Genomic DNA, 16,651 nt, shown 5'->3' on the forward strand with positions numbered 1-16,651 from the left:
ACAACCCACACCGGACAAACGGCCCGACCGTCGTCGACGGCCCGGTCCAAGACCCGTTCCAAAGGCCCTTTGCCGATCCGGAGCACGAGAGCCTCGACGCGGTCGCCCCGTCACCCTCGATACAGCCGCGCGACCACCTCCTCGATCGTGGGCTCTCGCACGGAGACGTCCCGCAGGCCTCCGTCGCGCGCGATGGTGGCGATCAACTCCCCCGCGGGCACGCCGTCCAGTGCGAAGGTGACCCGTCTGCCCTCCGCCTCGACCGCCTCGATCGTGACCCCGGGCGTGCGCACGTCCAGCACACGGGCCTCGTCCAGGTCGACGACCACACGTCGGCGCGAGCCGTAGCGCGCGTGCAATGCCTCCAGCGTCCCGTCGTGCACGACCTGCCCGCGGTCGATCACGATCAGCCGCCGGCACAGGTGCTCGATGTCGGCGAGGTCGTGTGTCGTGAGCACGGTCGTGACGTCCCCTCGCGTGCCGATCTCGGCCAGGAAGGCGCGCAGCGACTGCTTGCTGACCACGTCGAGCCCGATCGTCGGCTCGTCCAGGAACAACACGTCCGGACCGTGCAGGAGTGCGGCGGTGATCTCACCACGCATGCGCTGCCCGAGCGAGAGTTGGCGCACCGGCGTGTCCATGAACTCGTCCAGTTCGAGCATCGCCCGACACCGGCGAAGCCGGGCCTGGTGTTCGGCGCGCGGCACCGCGTAGACGAATCCCAGCAATCGAAACGATTCACGCAGCGGCAGGTCCCACCACAGTTGCGAACGCTGGCCGAAGACCACCCCGATCCGGCGGGCGAGCCGGCGTCGACGGGGCACCGGTTCCAGGCCGCAGACTCGCACGTGTCCCGAGGTCGGCGTCAGGATGCCGGTCATCATCTTGAGCGTGGTCGATTTGCCTGCCCCGTTGGGCCCGATGTAGCCGACCGTCTCACCCCGCACGACGCTCAACGCGACGCCGTCCACGGCGGCCACCGTTCGGGATTCCCGGCGGATTCGGCCGACCTTGCGTCGGACGGTGAACTCCTTGCGCAGATCCCGAACCTCGATCATCGTCTCGGTCTCGGTCTTGATCGCAGTCATGGTCCCGGTCGCGGTCACGATCCCGTACTCCTGTAATGCCGGATCCCCGTCCGCCACATCAGCAGCGCGATCAACCACGCGAAGGCCGCGACAACCGGGGAAAGCCAGGCGAGCCAGGCAGGCCCGCCGAGTGGATCCGCGTGCCCCGTCAGGAACAGCGCGGGGTGATACCCGACCAGCGCGAGGCCGACCCCGTAGCCGAACACGCGGCGCAGCAGTCCCGGGTAGATCGTCGCCGGGTAGCGTGCGAACTCCTTGCCGCCGTAGGTGAACGCGTTGGCGATCTCGCCGGATTCGACGAACCAGAACGCGACGCAGGCGCCGGCCACGAACACCGCGGCGAACAACGCGCAGCCCGCGATCGGGGTCAGTACGAGCATCAGTACGCGCGCCGGCGTCCAGTGCGGAGCCGCGTAGACGAGAACGACGGCGAGCAGCACGAACGACTGGGCGGCCCGACCGATCCGGCGCAGCGCGAAGTCGGTGGCGAGCAGTTGCGGCAGTACGCGCAGGGGCCGGACCAGGATGGCGTCGAGCATGCCCTTGCGCACGTACAACGACAGCCGTTCGATGTTGCCGACGGTCAGGTCGGCGAGATCGAAGGCGAACACCGCGAGCGCGGACATCACGAGCACCTCGCGCAGCCCGAACCCGCCCACCGTCGGCGAGACCCGGAAGACGACCAGGATGACGGCGGCCTCGACGAGTGTGCTCAGCGCGCAGGATGCGACGTCGATGCAGAACGAGGTGCGGTATTGGGTCTGGCTGCGGATCTGGGCCTGCACCAGGCGGACGTACGCCCGGACCGCCGTGGGCTCAGCCACCCTGGATCACCAGCTTGTCGGTCGCGGCCCGCTGCACGCGCAGGACAAGGGGCACCAGGATCGCCACCCAGACCAGTTGCAGGACGACGCTGCCGATCTGCTGTACGGGTCCGGGGCGTTCGACCACGACGTCGAGTGGGATCTGGAACAGGCCGGGGAACGGGGTGGCGAACCACAGCACCGCCTGGGCCCAGCCGGGCAGGAAGCGCAGCGGAAAGAAGGTGCCGGCGAACACGCCGGAGGCGAGCAACCACACCGCGCCGAGACCGCGCGCGTCCAGGAGCCAGAACGCGCCGAGGTTCACGAGGTAGCGCAGCGCGAAGCTGATTGTCGTGCCCAGGGTCAGCGAGATCACGAACAGCGGGATCGTGTAAGGGCGTTGTGGGATGTACAGGGTGAACATGAGCGCGCCGGCGAGGACGGGTACCAGCATGCGGGCGAGCACCGCGTAGGCGGCCCGGCCGAGGTCGGCGGCCAGGAACGCCTCGAACGGGTCGATCGGGCGCAGCAGGTCGGCGGTCACGTCGCCGCTGCGGACACGGTCGGCGAGTTCGTTCCAGGACCAGACGTGCACGACGCTGAGGATGCCCTGGCCGACCCAGACATAGGTGGCGAGTTGGGCGGCGTCGTAGCCGCCGGGCCGGCGTCCGTCCTCGGTGAGGGCGCGCATCAGCGAGTAGATCATCACACCGAAGACGATGTTGGTGAACAGGCCGGCGAGGGCGGCTTGGCGGTAGGTGGACCAGCGGCGAAAGCCCGCGCCGAAGAGCGCGCCGAAGCGGTACAGCCGGGCCCGCCGGTCCGGCGGGGGGTCGACCCGCGGTGGGCGCGCGAAAGCGAACGTCATGGTGAAATCCCTTTCCCCGGGCGGCGTGTGGCGTCGGCGGGGCCGACAGGACACGCGACCTTGGGCATACCGAAGTGACCTCGGGCGGAGGCGTGGGGATGCTCACTCTTGGCTTCGTTGCGCCGCGCCTGATGCGTGTCGAACGCCGGCCCCGGCCCGCAACACCCCGGGCAAGGCGAGTAAGAGTAGTGGACGAGCGAGGACGTTTCACCCCGGTTTTACTGACCCGTACGGGTGGGCACCCCTTTTTTTCGCCGCAAAGGATGAACCGATCAGCCCACTCGTGTGACGATCGTGCGCATGGTGCAGCAGTTGGGCAAGGGACAGAACACGCCGGTGTCCGCCGCGAAGGTGCGCGCGGTCTTCGTCTGGCGGCCGGGGCCGAGTACCCCCGGCCTGGACGCGTCGGCGCTGTTGTTGGGTGCGTCGGGTCGAGTCTCGGGCGACGCCGACTTCGTGTTCTACAACCAGCCGACCCATCCCTCCGGCGCGGTTCGCCACGTCGGCAAGGACGAGGGGACGTGGTCGCGGGACGCACTGGAGATCGACCTGGGGTCGATGCCGGCGAGTGTGGATCGGGTGGTGCTCGCGGCTTCGGCGCACAGTGGCACGTTCGCGGGCATCCGTGACCTGCACCTGTTGGTGAGCGATCCCGGGGCCGAGGTGGACCTGGTTCGGTTCGACATCGCGGACGCGACCGTGGAGACGGCGATGCTCGCGGGCGAGTTGTACCGCCGCGGCGGGGCCTGGAAGTTCCGGGCGATCGGGCAGGGCTACTCGACCGGGCTGGAGGGGCTGGCCACCGACTTCGGCATCACGGTGACGGCCCCGCCCCCGCCCCCGCCGGCACCCGCGCCTCCTCGGGTGCAGGCGCCCGCGCCGCCGCCGGTGTCGTCGACGCCGCCGCCGGCGCCTCGGTTGAACGTCCGCAAGCCCGAGCCGGCGCGGCCGCCGGCCGGCCCGCCGCCGGCGAGTACGCCGAGCCGGCCGCCCGTGCGGTTGAGCAAGGTGACGCTGACCAAGGCCTCGCCGATGGTCTCGCTGAGCAAGGAGGGCATCACCGGCAGTCGGATGCGGGTGAACCTCAACTGGGTGCAGGCCGCTCCCGGGCGCGGCATGCTCAAGCGGTTGATGGGGCCGACCGACCTCGACCTGTGCTGTCTGTGGGAGCTGAACGACGGCTCCAAGGGCATCGTGCAGGCGCTGGGCAACATGTTCGGTTCGCCGGACAAGCCGCCGTATGTGTTCCTGGACGGCGACGACCGCACCGGCGCGAACACCGCCGGCGAGAACCTGTTCATCAACCTCGACCACAAGAGCAGCTTCAAGCGACTGCTGATCTTCGCGTTCATCTACAAGGGTGTGACGTTCGACGACGCGCAGGCGGTGGTGACGTTGACGCCGGCGACCGGTCCCGAGTTGGAGATCCGGCTCGACGAGACCGGCGGCGCGGCCCGCTCGTGCGCGATCGCGCTCGTTCAGAACCAGGGCGGCGATCTGACCATCCAGCGCGAGGTGCGCTACATCAAGGGCAATCAGCAGAAGGTCGACCAGGCGTACGGGTGGGGCCTGCAGTGGCGAGCGGGCACCAAGGACTGACGCGGGCCCCCGTACGGGGCGACGAAACGGATGCGGGTGCGGGCGCCGGCGGTCGCACCCGGGCTCGGGTGCGGGCGCAGGTGCCGGCAACCGTGCCCGCGCAGGTGCAGGCGCCCGCGGTCGCAGGTGCCGGTGCGAGCGCATCCCGCTCACCGGCCGGGCGTCGCGCATCGCACCCTTGTGGTCAGGCGTCGTCCGGGTGGGTGCCCTCGGGGCGTACTCCGATGCCGGGCAGGTCGACGTAGCCTCCCGACGTCCACGCTCGGGTGCGCAGCCGACGTACGCCGTCGATGCCCCAGAAGGCGAACGCCTCCAGGATCGACTCGGCCGCCGCGACGGCGTGTTCGGCGCCGGGGCGCAGCCACACCTGGCGGCCGTTGCCGGGTACGTTGCCCAGTTCGAGGCGGTCCTGTCCGACGCGGATCTCGGCCGTGTGCGCGGGTTCGGCGACGTCGCCCAGCACCAGCAGAACCGGTTCCACCCAGCCGACCAGCGGCATGTCCACCACCAGCGAGGACAGCACACGCGGCAGCGCGTCGCGGAAGTCCGCCCAGTCGCGCGGGTCCGGCCCGAAGGGCAGGAACAGTTCGGCCAGGCTCATGTCGGGTCGGCTGACACACCAGATGTAGGGCAATTCGGCCAGCGAGCCGGCCCGTTCGAATCCACGTCGCTCGAAGGCCTCGCCGGCGCGCGTGGGAAACAACTCCATGACGAGCGCCTCGTTCGCGTCGTCCCGGGACAGCCGCAGGGTGATCCGTCGCGATCGCCAGCGCAGCCACGCGGCGGGCCCGCCCCGCCAAGGCGCCGGCCCCAGGGTCGCGGTCAGCGCGGCGCCGAGCCTGGTGTGTGCGGCGTCCAACTCGCGCCCGCGGTCGCGGACATAGGGCACGGCGCCCCAGGCGCCGGGGCCGTAGGCGTACTGGCCGGGCACGGACGGGCCCTGGAACCCGGGCATCGGTGGCGGCGGATCCGCCCGAATCGGCAGCGGGGCGGTGAAGCGTACGCACGGCGCGCCCTCGGCGCGCTCGCCGGGATCCCCGCGGCACAGCAGTCCGGGTATGCCGGTTTCGATGGCCATGTACCCGTCCTCGCCCGGGCGAGTCTCCCAGCCGAGCCGCCCGGCGGTCTCCAGCAGGGCTTCGGCGGACCAGTCCCCCCACTCGGCGCCTCGGGCGGCGAGCAGCGTTCGAGCGAGTGTGTCGGCGGCAGGCATCACGGAGACAGCCATGCTCGACATGGTCACAGGACACGGGTCGATCGGACCAGACCCTTTGCCGATCCGCGCTCGAAAAGATCGTCGCCGAATCGGCGCCCGCACGCGCTTTTGCCGCGATTCGCGCTGCCCGCGCGGGTCATGCCGCCCGCCCCCGGGCCGACCGGCGCCCGCGGTCGACGCCCCCCAGACGCCTGCCGCACCCGCCGGCCCCGCCCATCTCCCCATCGCCTTACAGCAGGCTGGTCTCCGGATACTTGCCGCTGGGCGTGACGATCGTCCCGGCGTTGCCACGGAGGATCTCGGCGGCTTGGTCGAGCGCACCGATCGCGGCCATGTCGCCGGTCATCTCGACGAAGCGGCAGATCGCGTCGACCTTGGGACCCATCGAACCGGCCGGGAAGTCACCGGCGCGCAGTTGCATGGGGGTGGCGTTGGTGATCTCCTGCGCGTCGGGCTGCCCGAATCCGCGTACCACCCGGGGGACGTCGGTGAGCAGCATCAACACGTCCGCGTCCAGGGCCTCGGCGAGCAGGGCCGCGGTCAGGTCCTTGTCCACCACCGCCTCGACGCCGGTGAGTTGGCCGAGTTCGTTGCGGACCACCGGTACGCCGCCGCCGCCCGCGCATACCGCGACGGCCCCGGAGGCGAGCAGTTGGCGAATGAGTCGGGTCTCCACCACACGGGCGGGCTTGGGGGACGGCACGACCCGGCGCCACCACTTGCCGTCCGGCTTGACGATCCAACCGCGTTCCGCGGCCAGCCGCTTGGCCTCGTCCTCCTCGTAGACCGGGCCGACGAACTTGGTCGGGTCCCGGAACGCGGGGTCGGCGGTGGAGACGAGGGTCTGGTTGATCAGCGAGCACACCTGCCTGCCGGGTAGCGCGTTCTGCAACGACTGGAGCAGCCAGTAGCCGATCATGCCCTGCGTCATCGCGCCCAGCACGTCGAACGGATAGGGCTGGCTGAGCGAGGCGTCGGCGGCGGATTGGAGAGCGAGTACGCCCACCTGGGGGCCGTTGCCGTGGGTGACCACGAGTTCGTGGTCACGGGCCAGTGGGGCCAGCGACTTGACCGCTTTTTGGATGTTGTGCAGTTGGATGTCGGCGTCGGGCTTGTCCCCGCGCTGAAGCATCGCGTTTCCGCCGAGGGCGACGACGACGCGCATGGTGGATCCCTTCGGTCCCAAGCGACGCTCACGAACGGCCGTCCGCCGATCGCAACGTCGCGGCAAATCCGGCTGAATGGGGTGTAGCGCAACCACGAGCGGCCCGGGTACCGATGGTCCGGTGCCCGGGCCGCGCCGATCCTCGTACCTGCTCCGGGCCTAGTCGCCGAGGGTGGCGACCATGACCGCCTTGATCGTGTGCAGGCGGTTCTCGGCCTGGTCGAAGACGATCGAGAAGTGCGACTCGAAGACCTCGTCGGTCACCTCGAGCGCCTCCATGCCGGTCTTTTCGAAGATGTCCTGCCCGACCTTGGTGTTGCGGTCGTGAAACGCCGGGAGACAGTGCATGAACTTGACCTTGGGGTTGCCGGTCGCCTTCACCACGTCCATGTTGACCTGGTACGCCTTGAGTTGCGCGATCCGGGTGTCCCAGACCTCCTTGGGTTCGCCCATCGACACCCACACGTCGGTGTAGAGGAAGTCCACGCCCCGGACACCGTCCGCGACGTCGGCGGTGTGGGTGATCCGGGCGCCGGTCGCGACCGCGATCTCCTTGGCCTTGTCGACGATCTCCGGCTCGTTCCACAACTCCTCGGGTGCGACCATGCGTACGTCCATGCCCAGCATCGCGGCGGTGATCAACAGCGAGTTGCCCATGTTGTTGCGGGTGTCACCGAGGTAGGCGAACGAGACCTGGTGCAGTGGCTTGTCGCTGTGTTCGCGCATGGTGAGCATGTCCGCGAGCATCTGGGTGGGGTGCCATTCGTCGGTCAGGCCGTTCCACACCGGCACGCCCGCGTACGTGCCCAGTTCCTCGACGTACTCCTGCTTGCTGCCCCGGTACTCGATCCCGTCGTACATTCGCCCGAGCACCCGCGCGGTGTCCTTCATCGACTCCTTGTGCCCGATCTGCGAGCCGCCCGGGTCGAGGTAGGTCACGCCGGCGCCCTGGTCGTAGGCGGCGACCTCGAACGCGCAGCGGGTGCGCGTGGAGGTCTTCTCGAAGATCAGCGCGATGTTCTTGCCGACGAGGCGCTTTCGCTCGATGCCCGCGTACTTGGCGGCCTTCAGGTCCGCGGCGAGGTCGAGCAGGTGGTTGAACTCCTTGGGGGTGAAGTCCAATTCCTTGAGGAAGTTGCGGTGGCGCAGATTGAAGGCCATGGCTCCAGGCATCTCTCTTCGGACGGGTTCGAAGGATCGACGAATCACTCGGGCAAGACGTCGCACGACGAATCGCACGACGCGTCGGTCGAAGACTCGCACGACGGGTCACACGGATCGGCAAACCGCCAGGTTAGACGGCCTCGCGCTCGACCGGACAACTCATGCAGCGCGGCCCGCCGCGGCCGCGTCCGAGTTCGCTGCCGCGAATGGTGACCACCTCGATGCCGTTCTTGCGCAGGTAGGTGTTCGTGGTCACGTTGCGCTCGTAGGCGAAGACCACACCGGGCTCCACCGCCAGCACGTTGCATCCGTCGTCCCACTGCTCGCGCTCGGCGGAGCGCACGTCCTGGGTCGCGGTCAGGACCCGGATGTCGGACAGATCCAGCGCGCTCGCGATCGCCTTGTGCATGTCGTGGGCCGGATGGTCGGTGACCTTGAGTTCCTTGTCGTGTTCTCCCGGTTCGATCGTGTAGGACGGCAACATGCCCATGCCGGCGTACTTGGTGAACGTCTCGCCGTCGAGCATCGTCATCACCGTGTCGAGGTGCATGAAGGCGCGCTTCTTCGGCATGTTCAGCGCGACCACCTTCGTCGCGGAACCGTGCTTGAACAGCGCACGCGCCAGCGCCTCGACGCCCTGCGGGGTGGTGCGTTCGCTCATCCCGACCAGGACGGCACGGTTGCCGATGACCAGGACGTCGCCGCCCTCCATGGTCGCCGGGAAGCTGCTCTGGCCCGGGTTCCATACGTTGAAGTCACCCTTGGCGAAGTTCGGGTGGTAGTTGTAGATCGCCTCGAAGTGCACGGTCTCACGGCGGCGGGCGGGCATCATCATCGCGTTCACCGCGACGCCGTCGTAGGCCCAACAGGAGGTGTCCCGGGTGAAGATGTGGTTGGGCAGCGGCTTGAGTACGAAGTCGTCCACGTCCATGGTGTGGAACGCGACGCTGTGCGGCTCCTGCACGTATTCGAGGATCTCGCGCTTGGTGATTCCGCCGACCAGGTAGCGGACCAGCTCATTGGCGTCGAAGCCCTCGAACAGGCCGCGCAGTTCATCCACCGCCAGCAGGCCGAACTCGCGCTCGTCGAAGACCCGGTCGAGCACCATTTTCTTGGCGGCCGGCTCGCCGGAGAGCGTCTCGCGCAGCAGGTCGGTGAACAGGTGGACACGAATGCCGCGATCGCGCAGCGCGTCCGCGAAGCCGTCGTGCTCCTCGCGGGCCCGCTTGACCCACAGCACGTCGTCGAACAGCAACTCGTCCTTGTTCGTCGGGGTCAGTCGCTTCATTTCCAGATCCGGGCGGTGCAGGATCACCTGCTTGAGGCGACCGGTCTCCGACTCGACGTGGAACCCCATGGAATGGTCCTCCTGACCGTTGCGAACTGCGTTGTGCTTTCCGGCCATCGGGACCGGGTCTGGTTTCGGTGGTACTTCGGTGGTGGTTTTCGGTGCCGGGTCGGTGTCTGCTTCCGGTTTCGTCTGCGGATGGTCTTTCCGGTTGCCCGGGGTACGACGCGCCGGGAGCGCGCCGCGTCAATCGCGCATGTCCACGATGACGTCCTCGACGTAGGTCGCCTCCTTGCCGCCGGGGCCGTATTCGCCGCGCGAGGCCTTGACCCAGATGTAGACCGGGATGCCGAGCAGCAGCATGATCAGGCTCTTGAGCACCGCGTCCGAGCCCGCGCCGTAGACCATCCACAGCGTGAACAGGAAGCCCGCTCCGGCGATGGTGAGGTCCTTGGCCAAGGCCGCGCGGCTGACCGGGCGCTCGCGGGTGACCAGCCAGAACAGTTGCGCCGACGCGGAGAACAGGTAGGGGATCACGGTGGTGACGGTGGCCAGCAGCAGGATCGTCTCGAAGGCGTCCTCGGACCACAGGTAGTTCACCGCGACCACGACCGAGGTCAAGGCCGTGGCGACCAGAATTCCGAAGGCGGGCACGCCCGCCCGATTGACCGAGGCGAACGGCCGCGGGAACATGCCGTCCTTGGCCGCCGCGTACGGCATCTCCGCGCACAACATGGTCCAGCCGTTGAGCGCGCCGATGCCCGAGACGATCGCCATCGCGGCCATGATGCCGCCCCAGACGCTGCCGCCGAACATGTTGTTCAGCGCGTCGGAGAACGGGGCGGAGGAATCGACGAGTTCGCCATGCGGCACGTTGCCCATCACCGCGATCGTGCTGAGCATGTAGACGGCGGCGCACGCGAGCGTGCCGTAGATCGAGGCCCTGCCGATGTTGCGCTCGGGGTCCTTGACCTTCTCGGCGGCCACCGACGCGGCCTCGATACCCGAGTAGGCGAACACCACCAGCGCCGCGGAGACCTGGAGGGCGCCCAGGAAGCTCTTGCCGCTCGCGTTGAACTCGCCGAAGTTGCCGCTCTCGACGAAGAACAGGCCGACGATGGCGACGAACATCAGCGGAACGAACTTGAGCACGGTGGTCACCACCTGGAACAGGCCCATGTTCTTGACCCCGGACAAGTTGATCAGGGCCGGGATCCACAGGCCGACCAGGGCGATCGCGATCTTGCCCGGTTCGGAGTCCCAGTGCAGGAAGTAGTTCACGTAGCCGACCCAGGCCACCGCGATGCCGGCGTTGCCGGCCCAGGCGGTAATCCAGAACGACCACGCGTTCAGGAATCCGGGGAACTCGCCGAAGGCTTCGCGGGCGTAGGCGTAGGGGCCACCGGCCGCCGGGACGCGTGCGCCCAACTTGCCGAAGACGGCCGCGATCGCCAGGGCGCCGACGGTGACCAGGCCGAAGGCGAGGATGCTGATCGTTCCGTACTTGGCGAGCGTGGCCGGCAACAGGAAGATCCCGGTGCCCACGACACCGCCGACCACGAGCGCGGTCGCCTGCGGGAGACCGAGGGTGCCCCGCGCGGTGTCGTCGGCCGCGGGATCGGTCGCGGGTGGCGCCGCCGGGGCCTGGGGATCCACCGCGTGGCTCATCGCTGCTCCTCCGTGTCGAGGGGATCCGGGGCCGTGTCTTCGGCCTCGTTTTCCACCACATGGAAATCCTGCACCCGGGGTCGGGCGCGAACCTCCGACACAGGTCACGACCTGCGACGACGCTCGGACCGACCGACACGGGACGTTCGACCCGCTTCGGTCGGCACAGGGCACTGAAGCGACATACCCGAAAGTTTCCGGCATTCACGCAGGAAAGGGCGGCATCCGCGCGGGCACGGATACCGCCCTTGCTGCGAACAGGTGACGCGGCCTCAGAGCCTGGGGTCCACCGGCTCCGATTCCAGCGCGAGGACGGCGAAAACCGCCTCGTGCACACGCCACAGCGCCTCGCCGGTCGCCAGCCTGTCCAGCGCCTCGGCGCCCAGTGCGTGCTCACGCAGCGCCATCGACCGCTTGTGGCCCAGACCACGATTGCGCAGTCGTTCCAGGTTCACCGGTTCGGTGTAGTCGGCGCCGTAGATGATCCGCAGGTATTCCGGTCCCCGGCACTTGACGCCCGGCTGCACCCGACGGTTCGCGACCCGCGCGGCCTCGCCCGCGAGCGGCTTGACCACCATGCCCTCACCGCCGGCCGCGGTCAGTTCGGCCCACCAGTGCACGCCGGCCGCGACCTGCCGCTCGTCGGTGACGTCCACGATCAGCCGGCCGGTGGGTGCGAGCAGCCCGGAGGGGTCGGCCGCCACCAGTCGGTCGGCGAGCGCGAGATGCCATTCGTGGTCGCGGCCCAGGTAGGACCCGGCGCGGCCGGCGAGTATCTGGAACGGCGCGAAGCGCAGTCCCGCGAGGCCGTCGGTCTCCCAGCAGTACCGGCCGTAGGCGTCGACGAAGGCGTGCGCGTTGGCCTCGCGACCGCGGATGCGATCAGCCAGGTCGCCGACGTCGATTCCGCGTTCGAGTGCACGCGCCAGCGCGGCGCCGGCGACCGGCAACGCGGCGGTCGCGGCCGCGCCCACGGCGGCGTACTGCTGCCGCAGCAACTCCTGCGCCTTGGCCGACCACGGCATCAACTCGGCATCGAACAGCAGCCAGTCGGTGTCCAGCTCCGCCCACAGCCCCGCCGCGTCGATCGCCGCGCGCAGCCGGTGCAGGAAGCCGTCGGTGGTGGCCCGATCGGCGAAGAAGCCGCGCCCGGTGCGGGTCCACACCGCGCCCGCGCCCATCCCCTCGTCCACTCCGAACGCCTCGCGCGCGGCGGCCTCGTCCCGGCACACCAGGGCGACCGCGCGCGAGCCCATGTGCTTCTCCTCGCAGATCACCTTGGCGACCCCGTCCGCGTGGAACTGCGCGAACGCCTCGGCCGGATGTTCGAGCAGCCCCGGCAGCGTGCTGGTCGCGCACGGTGCCATCGTCGGGGGCAGGTAGACCAGCCAGCGCGGGTCGATGGCGAACCGGCTCATCACCTCCAGGGCCGCCGCCGCGTTCTCCTGACGTACCGTCACCATGCCTGCGCCGGCCGTCTCGACATGCCGGCGACCGACTCCGCCGGCGCTCAGGTCGAGTACGTCGCCCAGGTCGAGGGTCCGCCCGTCACGGCCACCCGGCGCCTGCGAGGCCAACGGACGCACGGGCTCGTACCAGACCTGTTCGGCCTGCACGGCGACCAGTTCGCGCTCCGGCCAGCGCAGCGCGGTCAGGTCGCCACCGAACACCGCACCGGTGTCCAGGCAGATCGTGTTGTTCACCCACACGGCGCGCGGCGTGGGCGTGTGCCCGTAGACCACGGTCGCCTTGCCCCGGTATTCGTCGGCCCAGGGGTAGCGCACCGGGAGGCCGTACTCGTCGGTCTCCCCGGTGGTGTCCCCGTACAGGGCGAAACTGCGCACTCGCCCGGACATACGACCGTGGTACTTCTCCGGCAAACCGGCGTGGCACACCACGAGCCTGCCCTCGTCGAGCAGGTAGTGGCTGACCAGAGACTCGCAGAAGTCGACCACCTGCGTGCGGAACTCCTCGCTCTCGGCGGCCAATTGTTCGAGTGATTCGGCGAGTCCGTGGCTGGTCTTGACCTGCCGGCCCTTGAGCGCGCGCACCAGCTTGTTCTCGTGGTTGCCCGGTACGCACAGCGCGTGTCCCGCGCCGACCATGCCCATCACCAGGCGCAGTACGCCCGGGGTGTCCGGCCCGCGGTCGACCAGGTCGCCGACGAACACGGCGGTCCGTCCCTCGGGGTGTGCGGCGTCGACCGGCCGCCCCGTCCGGTCACGGGTGATCGCGTAGCCGAGTTCGAGCAGCAGCGATTCCAGCTCGGCGCGGCAACCGTGGATGTCGCCGATCACGTCGAACGGGCCGGTCAGGTGTCGCAGGTCGTTGTATCGGCGTTCGTACACCATCTCGGCGCGGGCGACCTCGTCCACACCGGAGAGCACGTGCACCTTGCGAAAGCCCTCGCGTTGCAGGCCGCGCAACGATCGGCGCAGGTCCCGGTGCTGACGCTGGATCACCTGCGGGGGCAGGTGCATCCGGTCCGGGCGCGCGGAGTTGCGTGCCTGGCATTCGGCCTCGGGGATGTCGAGCACGATCGCGACCGGGAACACGTCGTGGTCGCGGGCGACCTTGACCAGTTGCGCGCGGGCCTCGCGTTGCACGTTGGTGGCGTCCACCACGGTCAGCCGGCCGGACGCGAGACGCATCCGGGCGACGTGGTGCAACAGTTCGAACGCGTCACCGGAGGCCGACTGGTCGTTCTCGTCGTCGGCGACCAGTCCGCGGAAGTAGTCGGAGGAGAGCACCTGGGTGTGCTTGAAGTGGGTCCGGGCGAAGGTCGACTTGCCCGCGCCGGTGGTACCGATCAGGACCACCAGACACAGGTCGGGCATGGTCAATGCACGGCGGGCGCTCGCGTCGTGGGTCATGCCGTTGCTCCGGTGCCTTCGTTGTCGATGGTGGGGGTGGGGGTGTCGGGGGCGTGCGGGATGCCGGCGAGGTCGGTCTCGGTACGGGTGAAGACGACCATCTGGGTCGAGGGGCCGACCTCGGGGTCGACTTCGCCGACCGGTTCGAATCGGGTGGCGTAGCCGTACCTGTCCGCCGCCCGCTCGGCCCACGCGCGAAACGTGGCGCGGTCCCATTCGAAGCGGTGGTCGCCGTGCCGCATGGCGCCCGCCGCGAGACCTTCGCCGCCCGCCTCTTCCGGGGCGTAGCGGACGTTGTACTCGACGTTGGGGGTGGTGACCACGACGGTCGCCGGTCGGGCCGAGCCGAGCACGGCGTATTCCATGGCGGGCAGGCGTGGTTCGTCCAGGTGCTCGATCACTTCGCACAGCACGGCTGCGTCGTAGCCGGCGAGGCGCTTGTCGGTGTAGGTCAGTGCGCCCTGGATAAGCCGCACACGATCGCGTTGCCGCTCCGACATCCGGGCGAGCTTGAGCTTGCGCTCGGCGATGGTGAGCGCTCGGGTGGACACGTCGACGCCGACGATCTCGCGAAAGCGCGGCTCGCGAAGCAGGGCCCCGATCAACTTGCCGTCGCCACAACCCAGATCGAGCACCCGCTCGGCCCCGGCCGCCCGCAGCGCCGTCAGAATCGCGTCCCGCCGCTGCCTGGCGAGCGTCGGGGGTCGCTCGGTCGTACCCGCACCTGCGTCCACCACCTCGGCGGTCGCCGGCACAGCCGCAAGGGCCGCAGCCGCAGGAGCAGCACCCTCGGTCTCAGACGCGGATCCCTCGGTCTCGGGCGCAGGTCCCTCGGTCGCAAGGCCGGCCGCGACGCCTTCGACCGCACGTGCGGGTGCCACGCCCTCGGCCGCCCGCACCCCCACCGCACGCGCCGGCATCGCGCCCGCAGGCGCACCCGCGTCTGCCGGCGTCACACCCGCGACCGCACCCGCCTCCGCGTCCACGGCTGCCTCGGCGTCCTCGCCGGCGTCGTCCGGTATCGCGTTGTCGAGGTTCTCCGGCGTGGTGTCGTCGATCTCGGCGAGCCGCTCCATCGCGCTGCGGGTGAGGGTGGGACGGCGCGCGAGGTAGCGGCTCGCGATCAGGTCGCGCTCCGGATGCCCGGACAGCCAGCCCTCGCCGGCGCGGAGCAGCTTGTCCACCTCGTCGGGCGCGACCCAGTAGTGCTTCGCGTTGTCCAGGACCGGCAGCAGCACGTAGAGCTGCCGCAGCGCGTCGGCGAGCAACATCGTGCCGCTCAGCGCCAGGCGCACGTAGCGCGATTCGCCCCATGCCGGAAAGCGCGGATCCAGCGGAATCGACTCGATCCTCACCTGCCATCCCAGCGGCTGGAACAGCCGACGGACCATCTCTTCGCCACCGCGCGCGGGCAGCGCGGGTACCTCGATCTCCAACGGCATCGGCATCGCCGCCAGCTCGGGACGCGCGTCGCAGCGCCCCTGCATCGCGGTGCGAAAGACCGTGCCGAGCGCGACCGCGAGCAGCGACGACGCGGCGTAGGGCCGGTCGTTGACGTACTGCGCGAGTGCCAGGTCGGGCGAGCCCTTGGCGCCCTTGCCCCGCTTGACCCCGCGGGTGAGCGCGATCGGGTCGACGTCGAGCAGCAGCGCCGCGGTGCAGCGCGCGTCGTCCGCCTCGGGGTAGAAGACGTGTGCTTCGCCGTAGGTCGTGGAGAACCGTTGCACCTTCCCGGGGTGCTTGTGCAGCAGGAAGCCGAGGTCGGTGGCGGGCTGATGAGTGGTTGCGATGGTCAGGAACACCAGGCCGATTATGTGCCAGGCACCCGGTCACCGACGATCGCTTTTTCCCGGTGTGCACCCCGCCGGCGCGCCCACCGACGCAGCTTCCGAACCGCCCTCCGGCACCGCCCCGACGCGCCTGCGACCGTGCCTGCGACCGCATCCTCGGTTGCGCCCTCACTCGTCGACGTCGACGGACAGTTCCACCGCCGTACGGGTCGCGCCCGCCTGCGCGCCCGCGACCTCTCGCGGGCAGTGCTGTCGCACACTGCCCAGGTCGATCGACAACTCCTGTTCGGCGGCGGCCCGCACGAGCGCGGCGAACGCCGGGTGCACGGCGGTCCCGTCGCCGGCGTCGTCGTCGGTGAGCACGTGGTCGGTGGTCAGTTCGCGGCCGGCCGGGCGGGTGCCGGTGATGGTCCGACGTCCGGGCACCGACCAACCCTCGGGTACCGGCGCGGCGATCGGCACGCACAGCCCGACCTCGGCGCCGGCGTCGTCCGCTGGTCGACCCAGGTCCAGCCAGAAAGCTCCGATGGGCGCGATGCCGTCCGCGTGCAGGCTCGCGTACAAATCCGAGAAGGCGCCCTCGATCGCGACGTCCGCATCCACGACGGCACCACCCGAGTCCGCGATCACCGGCCCCGCGTCCGCGTCCGCCGGCAATACGACGTACTCGACCACCCCGACCCAGGCCCGAGGCGGCGTCGCCCGCAGGCGCACGTCGTAGGCGAGACCCGCACCCGCGAGTACCCGTTCCGCCGTCGCGAGCGCTCGATCCTCGCGCGCCCGTTCGGTCCGCACCGCCTCCCGTCGCACGCGCAACGCCTCGTGCGCGCAGCCGCCTTCGTGCATCGTGTCGCGGATGGCCGCGAGTGGTACACCGGCCGAGCGCAGTGCACGGACCAGGCCCGCCCGTTCGACTTGGCCGATCGTGTAGCGGCGGTAGCGCGTGTGCGGGTCCACGTCCGCGGGCACCAGCACGCCCTGTTCGTCGTACCAACGCAGCGCCTTGACGGTCAGGCCCGTGGCACGTGCGAAGTCTCCGATGCCGAGGAGCATCCTCATCACCTCCGAGCGACCACGGTGCCCTCTCCCGTGACGGGAGAGTCCACTGCGGGGGGCGCGCCGCCGCGAT

12 protein-coding genes are annotated in these 16,651 nt (G+C 69.8%); 1 reads left to right on the plus strand and 11 read right to left on the minus strand.

Features of this window, described 5'->3' with window-relative positions; translation table 11 throughout:
* Positions 1 to 110: 110 nt before the first annotated feature.
* From ACH4U8_RS01760 to ACH4U8_RS01770, 3 genes are read right to left on the minus strand one after another with little or no spacing between them, the layout of a single operon-like run.
* Entirely contained in the window at positions 111 to 1,106 is a 996-nt protein-coding gene (locus ACH4U8_RS01760) for an ATP-binding cassette domain-containing protein (protein ID WP_360317410.1), read from the minus strand.
* Positions 1,103 to 1,912, minus strand: coding sequence for an ABC-2 family transporter protein (locus ACH4U8_RS01765; RefSeq protein WP_360317408.1), 810 nt, complete (start codon positions 1,910 to 1,912; stop codon positions 1,103 to 1,105). The genes ACH4U8_RS01760 and ACH4U8_RS01765 overlap by 4 nt, the downstream gene beginning before the upstream one ends.
* A complete protein-coding gene (locus ACH4U8_RS01770; RefSeq protein WP_379987861.1) occupies positions 1,905 to 2,759 on the minus strand; it encodes an ABC transporter permease in 855 nt (284 codons plus the stop codon). Before ACH4U8_RS01770 ends, ACH4U8_RS01765 begins: the two co-directional genes overlap by 8 nt.
* Before the next feature lie 300 nt (positions 2,760 to 3,059).
* On the opposite strand from ACH4U8_RS01770, the gene ACH4U8_RS01775 reads away from it, so the two are divergent.
* Positions 3,060 to 4,358: a TerD family protein gene (locus ACH4U8_RS01775; RefSeq protein WP_360317404.1), complete on the plus strand. Its 1,299-nt coding sequence runs from the start codon at positions 3,060 to 3,062 to the stop codon at positions 4,356 to 4,358.
* Between the two features lie 184 nt (positions 4,359 to 4,542).
* Here ACH4U8_RS01775 and ACH4U8_RS01780 read toward each other — a convergent pair whose 3' ends face one another.
* The 8 genes from ACH4U8_RS01780 to ACH4U8_RS01815 all read right to left on the minus strand — a co-directional run bounded on the left by ACH4U8_RS01780 (position 4,543) and on the right by ACH4U8_RS01815 (position 16,575).
* Positions 4,543 to 5,586 carry a hypothetical protein gene (locus tag ACH4U8_RS01780; protein ID WP_395775543.1) on the minus strand — a complete coding sequence of 348 codons (1,044 nt, stop codon included), beginning with the start codon at positions 5,584 to 5,586 and terminating at the stop codon, positions 4,543 to 4,545.
* Between the two features lie 217 nt (positions 5,587 to 5,803).
* A complete protein-coding gene (gene arcC, locus ACH4U8_RS01785) occupies positions 5,804 to 6,739 on the minus strand; it encodes a carbamate kinase (RefSeq protein WP_360317400.1) in 936 nt (311 codons plus the stop codon).
* Positions 6,740 to 6,898: 159 nt separating this feature from the next.
* Positions 6,899 to 7,900 carry an ornithine carbamoyltransferase gene (gene argF, locus ACH4U8_RS01790; RefSeq protein WP_360317398.1) on the minus strand — a complete coding sequence of 334 codons (1,002 nt, stop codon included), beginning with the start codon at positions 7,898 to 7,900 and terminating at the stop codon, positions 6,899 to 6,901.
* A 133-nt stretch (positions 7,901 to 8,033) separates the two neighbouring features.
* On the minus strand, positions 8,034 to 9,260 hold the full coding sequence (locus tag ACH4U8_RS01795; protein WP_395775544.1) for an arginine deiminase: 1,227 nt from the start codon (positions 9,258 to 9,260) through the stop codon (positions 8,034 to 8,036).
* A 177-nt stretch (positions 9,261 to 9,437) separates the two neighbouring features.
* Positions 9,438 to 10,859: an amino acid permease gene (locus ACH4U8_RS01800; RefSeq protein WP_395775545.1), complete on the minus strand. Its 1,422-nt coding sequence runs from the start codon at positions 10,857 to 10,859 to the stop codon at positions 9,438 to 9,440.
* A 272-nt stretch (positions 10,860 to 11,131) separates the two neighbouring features.
* Positions 11,132 to 13,732, minus strand: a complete 2,601-nt coding sequence (locus ACH4U8_RS01805; protein ID WP_395775546.1) for a polynucleotide kinase-phosphatase — start codon at positions 13,730 to 13,732, stop codon at positions 11,132 to 11,134.
* On the minus strand, positions 13,729 to 15,534 hold the full coding sequence (locus ACH4U8_RS01810) for a 3' terminal RNA ribose 2'-O-methyltransferase Hen1 (RefSeq protein WP_395775547.1): 1,806 nt from the start codon (positions 15,532 to 15,534) through the stop codon (positions 13,729 to 13,731). The genes ACH4U8_RS01805 and ACH4U8_RS01810 overlap by 4 nt, the downstream gene beginning before the upstream one ends.
* 156 nt (positions 15,535 to 15,690) lie before the next feature.
* On the minus strand, positions 15,691 to 16,575 hold the full coding sequence (locus tag ACH4U8_RS01815) for a MerR family transcriptional regulator (protein WP_395775548.1): 885 nt from the start codon (positions 16,573 to 16,575) through the stop codon (positions 15,691 to 15,693).
* Positions 16,576 to 16,651 lie beyond the last annotated feature (76 nt).

This window comes from Embleya sp. NPDC020886 (assembly GCF_044333915.1).
Lineage (GTDB): Bacteria > Actinomycetota > Actinomycetes > Streptomycetales > Streptomycetaceae > Embleya.

Bases quoted from the DNA above. Each gene is read 5' to 3' on its own strand.
- ACH4U8_RS01770 (WP_379987861.1), bottom strand. From the start codon at position 2,759: ATGACGTTCGCTTTCGCGCGCCCACCGCGGGTCGACCCCCCGCCGGAC.
- ACH4U8_RS01775 (WP_360317404.1), top strand. From the start codon at position 3,060: ATGGTGCAGCAGTTGGGCAAGGGACAGAACACGCCGGTGTCCGCCGCG.
- ACH4U8_RS01780 (WP_395775543.1), bottom strand. From the start codon at position 5,586: ATGGCTGTCTCCGTGATGCCTGCCGCCGACACACTCGCTCGAACGCTG.
- arcC (WP_360317400.1), bottom strand. From the start codon at position 6,739: ATGCGCGTCGTCGTCGCCCTCGGCGGAAACGCGATGCTTCAGCGCGGG.
- argF (WP_360317398.1), bottom strand. From the start codon at position 7,900: ATGGCCTTCAATCTGCGCCACCGCAACTTCCTCAAGGAATTGGACTTC.
- ACH4U8_RS01795 (WP_395775544.1), bottom strand. From the start codon at position 9,260: ATGGGGTTCCACGTCGAGTCGGAGACCGGTCGCCTCAAGCAGGTGATC.
- ACH4U8_RS01800 (WP_395775545.1), bottom strand. From the start codon at position 10,859: ATGAGCCACGCGGTGGATCCCCAGGCCCCGGCGGCGCCACCCGCGACC.
- ACH4U8_RS01805 (WP_395775546.1), bottom strand. From the start codon at position 13,732: ATGACCCACGACGCGAGCGCCCGCCGTGCATTGACCATGCCCGACCTG.
- ACH4U8_RS01815 (WP_395775548.1), bottom strand. From the start codon at position 16,575: ATGCTCCTCGGCATCGGAGACTTCGCACGTGCCACGGGCCTGACCGTC.